Source organism: Azospirillum isscasi, assembly GCF_030849505.1.
In the GTDB taxonomy this organism is placed as follows: domain Bacteria; phylum Pseudomonadota; class Alphaproteobacteria; order Azospirillales; family Azospirillaceae; genus Azospirillum; species Azospirillum isscasi.
Window position 1 is genome coordinate 1 of sequence record NZ_JAUJFI010000185.1, and the last position, 9,918, is coordinate 9,918.

Consider the following 9,918-nt stretch of genomic DNA (forward strand, 5'->3'; position numbering starts at 1 on the left):
TTGCCCAGCCGGCCCGGCGCGTCGTCCGCCGCGGCGCCGGAGCCCGCGGGGCGGAGCGCGCCCTCCAGCAGGTCGCGGGACAGCGGCTTGAACAGATAGTCGGTGACCCCGATCCGCCGCAGGTTGCGGTAGAGGCCGATGTCGTTGCTGTCGCCGACCGCGATGACCCGGACGGAGGGATCGCAGACCCCGGCCAGGGCTTCCATGGCGGCCAGCGGGTCGGCGACGCCGGACAGATCGACCAGCAGCAGGTCGGGCGAGCGCTGGCGCTCCAGGTCGCGGGCGGCGCTGCGGATGTCGCCGGTCCGCACCTCGCAGGGCAGCAGGGACGGGGCGGTGCGGTTCAGCAGGGCGGCACTGGCCGCGTCGGCGACATAGGCGAGCAGGCGGGGAGCGGCGCCGCGGGCGGCGTCTCCTTGCGACGGCGCCTCGCCGAGGAGGGTGGCGAGCAGGCTCATTGGTCCTCCTGGGTTCCGTTCATGCCGGGGGCCAGCAAGAAGGTGTTGGAACCGTTGCCCTTCACGAAGGGCTTCACCTTGTCGGCGCGGTAGCGCTGGACGGCGCCGGCCATGCGCTGGCCGTCCGTGGGCACGGTGTCGCGGCCCTGGATGAGATCGCGCGGATCGGCCAGCATCAGGGCGAGGTTGCGCTGGTTGCTGCATCCCAGCGTCTCGGTCGGGCTGTTCTGGTACCAGCCGCTGTAGATGTCGCTCCACGCCCGGCAATCCGGGGCCAGCGCGACATAGGTCGTCACCTGGAGGGCCGGGGCGCCGGTCTGGTCGGGGGCGAAGGTGACGTTCTCCGGCGGCACCCCGGCCTCGCCCAGCAGGGAGACGGCGGCGGCCCGCGCCGGGGCGGCCAGCAGCGGGCCGGTGACCGCCACATGGGGGGTGGTGTCGCGGCCCAGCCCGGCCACCGTGCGGATCACCCGCCCGCGCTCCTCCGCCGCGATGGCGCCGCTGCGCGGGTCGATGGCGAGGGGAACGGCGTTGCTGAGCGCCTTCACCGTGGGCGCCTGGGCGGTGGGCATCGGCGGGGGTGTCTGCGGCACGGCGCAGCCGCCCAGCAAGCCCGTCAGGAGTGGCAGAAGCAGCATCGGCGTTCGCATGGCACTGTGCTCCGCGAAAGGGGTCATTGCAGGCTGAAGCCGGCGTCGCCGTGCAGGCGGGTGGCGCCCGGACCGATGACGGGGGTGGCGGCGGGGGTGGCACTGCCCGCCGGGGGCTGGAGGCTCTGGGCGCGGTTCAGGAAGATCCGCTCCACGTCGGTCGCCGCGACGAAGCCGTCGGTGGGGGCCGACAGGGCGTTGGCGGCGGACACCGGGCGGACGAGGTAGGGGGTCACGACGATGACCAGCTCCGTCTCGTTGCGGCGGAACTTGCTGGAATGGAACAGCGCCCCCAGCACCGGCACGTCGCCCAGCCCCGGCACGGCGTCGAGCGTCGCGGCGGTGTTGTTCTGGAGCAGCCCGGCGATGGCGAAGCTCTGCCCGCTGGCCAGCTCGATGGTCGTCTCGGCGCGGCGCACCGCCAGGCCGGGGATGCGGATGGAGTCGACCACGACGGCGCCGTTGCTGGTCAGCTCGCTCACCTCCGGGCGGACGCGCATGCTGATCTGGCCGCCGGTCAGCACGGTCGGGGTGAAGTCCAGGCTGACGCCGTACTTCTTGAATTGGATGGTGGTGGTGCGGTCGTATTGGGCGACGGGGATGGGGAACTCGCCGCCGGCCAGGAAGCTGGCGGTCTCGCCGGACAGGGCGGTCAGGTTCGGTTCGGCCAGCACGGTGATCAGCCCGTCCTCGGCCAGCGCGTCCACCACCGTGTTGATGTCCACCCGCCCGTTGCTGGAGCGGTAGCTGCCGCCGAGGGAATTGGTCGGGGCGGCGGCGCGGATCAGGTTGCCGGCGGCGTCCAGGATGGGCCGCCCGGTGGCGATCCCGAAGGCGAAGGAGCCGATGTTGAACATGGCCTCGAAATTGACGCCCAGCTCCTTGGTCACCTGCCGCGACACCTCGGCCACGCGGACCCGCAGGTTGACCTGGGCGGGGGCGGCGACGGTCAGCCGGTTGGTCACGGTCTGCCCCTGCCCGACGTAGCGCTCGGCCAGCTCCACCATCTGCCGCGCCGTGGCGGGGGAGGAGACGGTGCCGGTGAGCGTGATGCCGTTGCCGGTGCTCTGCACGTCGATGGCGGCGTTGGGCACCTGGGCGACCAGCTTGGACCGCAGGTCGCCCACCGGCATGGTGACGACGACGCTGAAGGAGGCGAGCGGCTTGTTGTCCGCCGACAGGGCGTAGACGCTGGCCCGGCCCGGCGTCTTGGCGACGATGAAGAAGGCTTGCGGGCCGGACGCCTGCACGTCGGCGATCTCCGGGGCGGAGGTGAAGACGCTGGCCGCCGGGGCGGGCAGGTTGACCGGCTGCCCGCCGCCGACCTCCAGCGTGATCTCGCGGGGGCGCGGCTGGGATTGCTGCGATTGTGCGGGCGCCGCGGCCAGCGCCGCGAACAGACCGGCCAGGAGCGCCGCCGCGGCGATGCGGAAGGCCGCGCTCCGGCCGGTGGTGATGCTTGCCATCGTCATGGTCTTCGTCCCCATGCTCTTTGTCCCCCTGGGTCGGCGCGCCGGTTCAGCGTTCGAGTGTTTCCGTCTTTGACCCGCGGATGATGAGCAGCGTTGGCCGGCGGGCGGCGGGCGCCTCCGCGCTGTGGGGTGCGGGGAGCTGGCGCAGGGCGGGCGACACGTCCTCGGCCCAGGTGGGGGCCGCCCCGGCGGTGGCGGCGGCGCTCTCGTCGGCGAGCAGGCTGCGCAGGGCCAGCGAGAGCTTGCCCATGGTGGCGGCGACGGTGACCGTCTCGCTCTGGCGGGCGGTGACCTCCAGCGTCACGGTGCGGGGAATGCGCCCCTCCGGCCCGCCCTTCACCATGCTCGCCTCGCCGAGCTGCTGGTCGATGGCGATGACGCGCAGGTTCTGCAGGACGGTCTCGCCGACCGCCCGGCTGCGCAGGTCGCGCCCCGCCTGGGATTCGAAATTCTGGGTCAGGATCAGGTCCACCCGGTCGCCGGGCCAGATCAGCCCGCCGGTCGCGCTGACCGCATCCACCGCCACCGACACCGCCCGGCTGCCCGGCGACAGCACGGCGGCGAGGAAGCCGCGCTCCCCCGGCGCCACGATGTGTCCGGCCATGATCGGCTCGCCCGACGCGAAGGACCGGCGGGTGACGGCGCCGCTGTAGGCGCTTTCCGCCACGCGGCCCCGCACCATGTAGCCGTCGCCGAGACGGCCCGGCGGCCAGGGCTCCCAGCGCAGATCCTCGGCGCGCAGCAGCATGCCGGTGGAGATCGGGCGGGCCGCGACCAGAACGGAGTCCATCGGCGCCGCGGGCGCCGGGACGGCGACGGCGGCGGGTGGCGCCGGCAGCATCGAGAAGGACACGTAGCCCACCAGCGACAGCCCGACGAGCAGCAGGGACAGGAAAAGGATTCTCAGAACCATGCCGCTCCTCCGGTCGGATTGGAGAGGGTGAGCAGCCCGCCGGCGGCCAGGGCGACGCCGTAGGGCACGGAATGGCGGGTGGCGACGCGGTGCGCCTCGGCCGCCAGAAGCCGGGCCGGCAGACGGGCCGCTCCGGAACGCCCGCCGAAGCGGCGGAGCAGCCGGCGTGCCGGGCGCGTCTTCCGCAGGGCCAGCCACCCGGCGAGATAGAGAAGGGAAAGCGCGCCGCCGGCCAGCGCGGTGGCGGTCGCGAAGGGCACCGCCCGCTCCACCCCGACCAGCAGCAGGATGGCCGAGGCCAGCTTCACGTCCCCGCCGCCCAGCCAGCCCCGCCCGTGCAGGACGCACAGGACCAGGAACAGCGCGGCGGCGGCGGCAAGGGTGACCCACGGGAAGGGGGCGCCTTGCAGCGGGGGAACGGTCAGGCCGAGCGCGGCGAGCAGGATGGACGCCGTGTCCGGGATGGTGCGCCGGCACAGGTCGTCCGCCGCCGCCCAACCCAGCGCAAGCCCCGCCAGGGGCCGTGCCAGGGACCAGAGATCGAAGGCTGCGATCGTATCCATGGCGGGAGCTTTGCGTGGGAAGGGGCCGTGGGAGGGGCCGTGGAAGAGGGCCGTGGGAAGGAGGGAGGGCTTGCGGCGCTTACGGAATGGTCGTCGAGGTGCCGCCGACCGTGGTGCCGATGCCGGTGAACAGGGTGCTGACGCTGGTGCCGAAGGTGCGGGCCCCGCCGATGATGACGAGCGCGACCAGAGCCGCCGCCAGACCGTATTCAAGGGCCGTGATTCCCTTGCGGTCCTTGGCGGCGTTGCGGACGGGGCAAAGGATGGCGCGAATGTTGGCAAACGTGGTCATTGATGGTCTCCGTTTGAAAATTGCGATGTGAAGGGTTTTCGCTTCAGTACAGTGAAGCGGAGGGGTTTCGATTACTGATTTTCAGGGAATGCACGGCGTCTGTGATTGAAGGATGTCCAAGCACGGCATTTTAATAAACCTATCGATAGGGGTAGTCCGCCGGGCCGAGACCGTTGTTCTTGCAATGCACGATTCAATTTTGCGCGCCGAATCCATGAAAAGCGCAGGGGCGGGCATGTTCAAAAGCACCGCCCGAAAGAAGCGGAACCAAGTGCCCCTTAAGAGCGCCTGAATGACCGCCGGGTTGCTTTGAAAGAAAATGCTTAGAAAGTGAAAGTATTATCGGGCTATGCGGAAGCCGCAGGAGCCCGCTCCATCCGCCGCGTGCGGAGCATTTGGACTCCCGCCGGTGGTGCCGCCCCGCCCCGGAATGGCGGCAAGTCCGCCGGTTGGCGATGCAGAGTCGGTAGCCGGGATGGGGTACCTTTTCCGTCGCCCTGATGCGACCGGACCGGATCGTCCGTCCGGGAACGGCGCCGGACGAACGGGGGCGGCGTGTTAATCCCAACGATCCTATGACCAGTGGCAATAGGTCGCACCTTCGTGATAATGAGAATAACTATCATCCACGCCGAAGGCCATGGATACTGCCGGCGGACCCCCCGTCTTGGATTGCCGCCGCGGGCGACCGCCGTCAAGGAGCGAAAGTCAGGATGTCATTGTTCGGCAAATACTTTGCGCCGGCCGCGGCGCTGTCCGCCCTGCTGGTCGCCGGCGGTTCCGGCATGGCGGCCGATCCGGCGGAAACGCAGAAGGCCAAGGCCGAACTGGGCAAGGCGCTGTTCTTCGACAACAACCTGTCCTCCACCCGCAGCCAGTCCTGCGCGACCTGCCACAACCCCGACTTCGGCTTCGCCGACCCGCGCGGGGCGGCGTCGCTGGGGGCGGACGGCAAGTCGCTGGGCGACCGCAACGCCCCCACCGCCGCCTATGCCCATCTCTCGCCGCGCTTCGGCGTCAAGGCCAACGGGGTTCCCTTCGGCGGCCAGTTCCACGACGGGCGTGCCGCCACCCTCCAGGAGCAGGCCGGCGGCCCGCCGCTGAACCCCGCCGAGATGGCCATGGCCTCCAAGGCGGAGGTGCTGGGGCGGCTGAAGGAGAACCAGAACTACGCGCGCAGCTTCGTCGCGCTTTACGGCGCGGGGGTGCTGGACGACGCCGAGCGGGCCTACGACGCGATGACCGACAGCATCGCCGCCTTCGAGAGGACCGATGTCTTCTCGCCCTTCGATTCCAAGTACGACCGGTATCTGCGCGGCGAATACAAGATGACCGGCGAGGAGGAACTGGGGATGACCCTGTTCTTCTCGCAGCAGTTCACCAATTGCAACGTCTGCCACAAGCTGAACGCCATGCCGGCGGCGAAGAACGAGACCTTCACCAATTACGAGTATCACAACATCGGCGTCCCGGTGAACGCGGAGCTGCGGGCGGCCAACGGGGTGGGGGCGGCGCACATCGACCGCGGGCTGGCCGAGAACCCGGCGCTGAAGGGCCAGACGGCGCATGACGGGAAATTCAAGACGCCGACCCTGCGCAACGTCGCGGTTACCGGCCCCTACATGCACAACGGCGTCTTCAAGGACCTGGAGACCGTCGTCCGCTTCTACAACAAGTACAACAGCACCAGGCCGGCGGACCAGATCAACCCCGAAACCGGCAAGCCCTGGGGCAAGCCGGAGATCGCCCCCACCGTCTCCATCAAGGAGCTGGAGGAGGGCCCGGCGCTCGACGACCGCCGAATCAAGGCGCTGGTGGCCTTCATGAAGACGCTGACCGACGCCCGTTACGAGCCGCTGGTGAAGTGAGCACCGGACGGCGGGACCGTTCGCCGGCCCCGCCGTCCGCCGCAAAACCGGCAAAGCGCGCTCCCCGGCTCGAATGCATCTTGACAATGAGAGTGGTTCGCGGCGCATGTTGAGAATGCTTCGCACTATCATGGCTTTGACGCCACCGCTCACCGACGCTTGAGGAGACCTTCATGTTCAAGCACGCCTCCGGCCTTGCCGCCGCGGCTCTCATCGCGCTGGCGCCGCTCGCCGCCGACGCCCAGTCGTCCAAGCCCGCCTACAAGGACGTGGTGAAGACCTACGCGGACATCGCCCAGGCCGGTTACGAGGACGCCGCCAGCACCGCCAAGGCGCTGAAGAAGGCCGTCGATGCGCTGGTGGCCAACCCGTCCGACGCCACGCTGGCCGCCGCCCGCACGGCGTGGCTGAACGCCCGCGTCCCCTACATGCAGACCGAAGCCTTCCGCTTCGGCAACCCGATCGTCGATGCCTGGGAGGGCAAGGTCAACGCCTGGCCGCTCGACGAGGGCCTGATCGACTATGTGGACGACGGCTACGCCGGTGGCGAGAGCAACCCCTTCGCCAAGGCCAACGTGATCGCCAACCCGAAGATCAAGGCCGGCGACAAGTCCATCGACGCCCGCAAGATCACCAAGGAGCTGCTGGCCGACACGCTGCACGAGGCCGGCAAGGTCGAGGCGAACGTGGCGACCGGCTACCACGCCGTCGAATTCCTGCTGTGGGGCCAGGATCTGAACGGCACGGGTCCCGGCGCCGGCGACCGCAAGGCGACCGATTTCGCCAAGGGCAAGGACTGCACCAACGGCCATTGCGACCGCCGCGCCCAGTTCCTGACCGTCGCCACCCAGATGCTGGTCGAGGATCTGGAGGAGATGGCCAAGTCCTGGGGCGCCAAGGGCAAGGCCCGCGCCTCCATCGCCAAGGCCAAGGAGTCGGACGGCATCGCCCGCATCCTGACCGGCCTCGGCAGCCTCAGCTATGGCGAGCTGGCCGGCGAGCGCATGAAGCTCGGCCTCATGCTGCACGACCCGGAGGAGGAGCATGACTGCTTCTCCGACAACACGCACAACTCGCACTATTACGACCAGATCGGCATGGTCAACGTCTACAGCGGCAGCTACACCCGCGTGGACGGCAAGGTCGTGACCGGCCCGTCCCTGTCGCAGTATGTCGCCGCCACCGCGCCGGACGCCGACGCCAAGGTGAAGCAGGCGATGACCACCGCCACCGCCGCGATGAAGGTCATCAAGGACACCGCCGACAGCGGGAAGATGGCCTATGACCAGATGATCGGCCCCGACAACGCGGACGGCAACGCGATCGTCGCCACCGCGGTGGACCGTCTGGTCGATCAGAAGAAGGCCCTGGAAGGCGTCGTCGCCGCCCTGGGCGTCTCGATCGAGGTGACCGGTTCGGACAGCCTCGACAACCCGTCCGCCGTCGGCAAGTAAGCCGGTGGACAACGGGCCGCGGCCCCTCCTTCCCGCGCGGGGCGGCGCTGTCCGCTCCCCGCTGACCGCCCGCGCGGTGGAGGGGCCGCGGCCCGGCCTGTTACGAACACGGAGTGCGGCTGTCCGCCGGAACCGATGCCCCTGCCGATGAAAGCCCGCTTCGCCTTTCTGCTCGCCCTCCTCCCGGCCCTGCCGGCGGCGGCGGGCGACCTCGACGTCCGGATCGGCGAGAAGCTGTTCCGGCGGATGTGGGTCAGCGCTCCGACCGTGACCCACGCCAACGACGGGCTCGGCCCGCTCTACGACGCCCGCTCCTGCGCGGCCTGCCACCCGGCGGCCCGGCAGGGGCGCCCGCCCGATCCCGGCACGCCCGGCGACCGCGGCGTCGGCTATGCGGTGAAGCTGACCCCGGACCCGATCTATGGGCGGCAGATCCAGACCAACGCGGTGCTCGGCTTCGCGGTTGAGGGGCGGCCGGCCCTGACCTACCGCGAGGAGACGGTGCGCTTCCCCGATGGGGACACGGCGACGCTGCGCCGCCCGCTGCTCTCCATCACCGATCTGAATTACGGGCCGCTGGCCGGGACGACGGCCCTGTCCGCCCGCGTCGCCCCGTCGGTGCGCGGCATGGGCCTGCTGGAACGCATCCCCGAGGCCGATATCCTGGCCGGCGCCGATCCGCAGGACCGCGACGGCGACGGCATCGCCGGGCGCCCCAACTGGGTGGCGCCGGAGGGCACGCGGCAGCTCGGGCGCTTCGGCTGGAAGGCTGTCCACCCGACGCTGCACCGCCAGAATTCGGAAGCCTTCAGCCTCGACATCGGCATGTCCACCCCGGCCTATCCCGAGCCCTGGGGCGACTGCACCCCCGCGCAGACCGAGTGCCGCAACGCGCCGCACGGCGATTCCCCGCAGTATGAAGGGCTGGAGATCCCCTCCACGGTGATCGGGCTGATCGACGGCTATCTGCACGGCCTGCCGCCGGACGGCGGGCTGGAGCCGCCGCGCGACAAGGCGGGGAGCGCGCTCTTCGCCGCCACCGGCTGCGCGTCCTGCCACCGCCCCTCCTTCACGACGGCGGAGGACGCCGCCCGGCCCGCCCTGTCCCGCCGCACGGTCTTCCCCTACAGCGACCTGCTTCTGCACGACCTGGGGGACGATCTGGCCGACGGCGTGGCGATGGGCGAGGCGCGGGGCCGCGACTGGCGCACCACGCCGCTGTGGGGGCTGAGGCAGCAGGCGGGTTCCGATGGACAACTGGCGCTGCTCCACGATGGGCGGGCGCGCAGCGTGACCGAGGCCATCCTGTGGCACGGCGGCGAGGCGGGCAAGGCGCGCGGTGCCTTCATGGCCCTGCCGCGCGGCGACCGCGAAAAGCTGGTACGTTTCGTTCTGGGACTTTGAAACCGCAATGTTCGATTGGCATAGGTGACGAGTATGCAACGCCGCAGCATGATCGGCCTGATGTCGGCCGCCGCCCTGTCGCTCCTTCTGCCGGGGAAAATCGCCCTGGCGGCGCGGGAGCCGGCGGGGGACGCCGCCGTGCTGGGCGGCCTGGTCCGCACCCATGTCCTGCCGCGCTTCGACGCGCTGGCCGGGGCCGCCGGAATCTACGCCGAAAGGCTGGCGCTGTTCGCCGCGGCGCCGACGCCGGAGGGGCTGGAGGGCTGCCGCGCCGCCCACCGCGCCGTCTACGACGCCTGGGCCGGCGCCCAGCATCTGCGCCCCGGACCGCTGTCGATGGAACTGCGCGCCGACCGCATCGCCTTCTGGCCGGAGCGCGCCGGGGTGGTGCAGCGCCAGATCCTCGCCATGCTGAAGGCCCGCGACCCGAAGCTGCTGGAGCCGGGCGGGCTGGCCCGCCAGAGCGCCGCCGTGCAGGGGCTGACCGTGCTGGAGCGGCTGCTGTTCGACGAGGGCGTCACCGCCGCCGGGTTCCAGGGAGATGAAGCCGGGCGCTTCCGCGGCGCGCTGGCCGCCGCGGTGGCGCAGAACATCGTCGCCATCGCCCGCGAGGTCCGCGACGGCTGGAGGGCGCTGGAGGCGCCGCTGGCCGCCGGGGAGCCGACCGCGCTGGGTCCCGACGCGGGGGCCGCGGTCAACGCGCTGTTCACCGGGGCGCTCACCGCCCTGCAGGTGGTGGCCGACCAGAAGCTTCTGGCGCCGCTCGGCCCCAACGCCGGGGAGGCCAAGCCCGCGGTGGCCGAGGCGCTGCGCAGCGGCCAGTCGGCGCGCAACGTGCGGATCA

At 70.9% G+C, this 9,918-nt stretch carries 10 protein-coding genes; 4 read left to right on the top strand and 6 right to left on the bottom strand.

Annotated features, from left to right (window positions below):
- The 6 genes from QSG27_RS24900 to QSG27_RS24925 form a co-directional block, all read right to left on the bottom strand.
- A partial coding sequence (locus QSG27_RS24900) for a hypothetical protein (protein ID WP_456062073.1) occupies positions 1-458 on the bottom strand: 458 nt, incomplete at its 3' end.
- On the bottom strand, positions 455-1,108 hold the full coding sequence (locus tag QSG27_RS24905) for a CpaD family pilus assembly lipoprotein (protein WP_306710914.1): 654 nt from the start codon (positions 1,106-1,108) through the stop codon (positions 455-457). The genes QSG27_RS24905 and QSG27_RS24900, both read right to left, overlap by 4 nt.
- Positions 1,109-1,131: 23 nt before the next feature.
- Positions 1,132-2,580, bottom strand: coding sequence for a type II and III secretion system protein family protein (locus QSG27_RS24910; protein ID WP_306710918.1), 1,449 nt, complete (start codon positions 2,578-2,580; stop codon positions 1,132-1,134).
- Between the two features lie 46 nt (positions 2,581-2,626).
- Positions 2,627-3,493, bottom strand: a complete 867-nt coding sequence (gene cpaB / locus QSG27_RS24915; protein WP_306710920.1) for a Flp pilus assembly protein CpaB — start codon at positions 3,491-3,493, stop codon at positions 2,627-2,629.
- Complete coding sequence (locus QSG27_RS24920; RefSeq protein WP_306710922.1) at positions 3,484-4,056, bottom strand: prepilin peptidase; 573 nt, start codon at positions 4,054-4,056, stop codon at positions 3,484-3,486. Before QSG27_RS24920 ends, cpaB begins: the two co-directional genes overlap by 10 nt.
- Before the next feature lie 79 nt (positions 4,057-4,135).
- Positions 4,136-4,348 carry a Flp family type IVb pilin gene (locus QSG27_RS24925; RefSeq protein ID WP_306710924.1) on the bottom strand — a complete coding sequence of 71 codons (213 nt, stop codon included), beginning with the start codon at positions 4,346-4,348 and terminating at the stop codon, positions 4,136-4,138.
- 713 nt (positions 4,349-5,061) lie between these two features.
- On the opposite strand from QSG27_RS24925, the gene QSG27_RS24930 reads away from it, so the two are divergent.
- The 4 genes from QSG27_RS24930 to QSG27_RS24945 form a co-directional block, all read left to right on the top strand.
- Positions 5,062-6,216 (top strand): cytochrome-c peroxidase, encoded by a 1,155-nt coding sequence (locus QSG27_RS24930; RefSeq protein ID WP_306710926.1) that lies wholly within the window; start codon positions 5,062-5,064, stop codon positions 6,214-6,216.
- Positions 6,217-6,389: 173 nt separating this feature from the next.
- Positions 6,390-7,670, top strand: a complete 1,281-nt coding sequence (locus tag QSG27_RS24935; RefSeq protein ID WP_306710928.1) for an imelysin family protein — start codon at positions 6,390-6,392, stop codon at positions 7,668-7,670.
- A gap of 135 nt (positions 7,671-7,805) precedes the next feature.
- Entirely contained in the window at positions 7,806-9,074 is a 1,269-nt protein-coding gene (locus tag QSG27_RS24940; RefSeq protein WP_306710930.1) for a di-heme oxidoredictase family protein, read from the top strand.
- Between the two features lie 33 nt (positions 9,075-9,107).
- A partial coding sequence (locus QSG27_RS24945; RefSeq protein ID WP_306710931.1) for an imelysin family protein occupies positions 9,108-9,918 on the top strand: 811 nt, incomplete at its 3' end.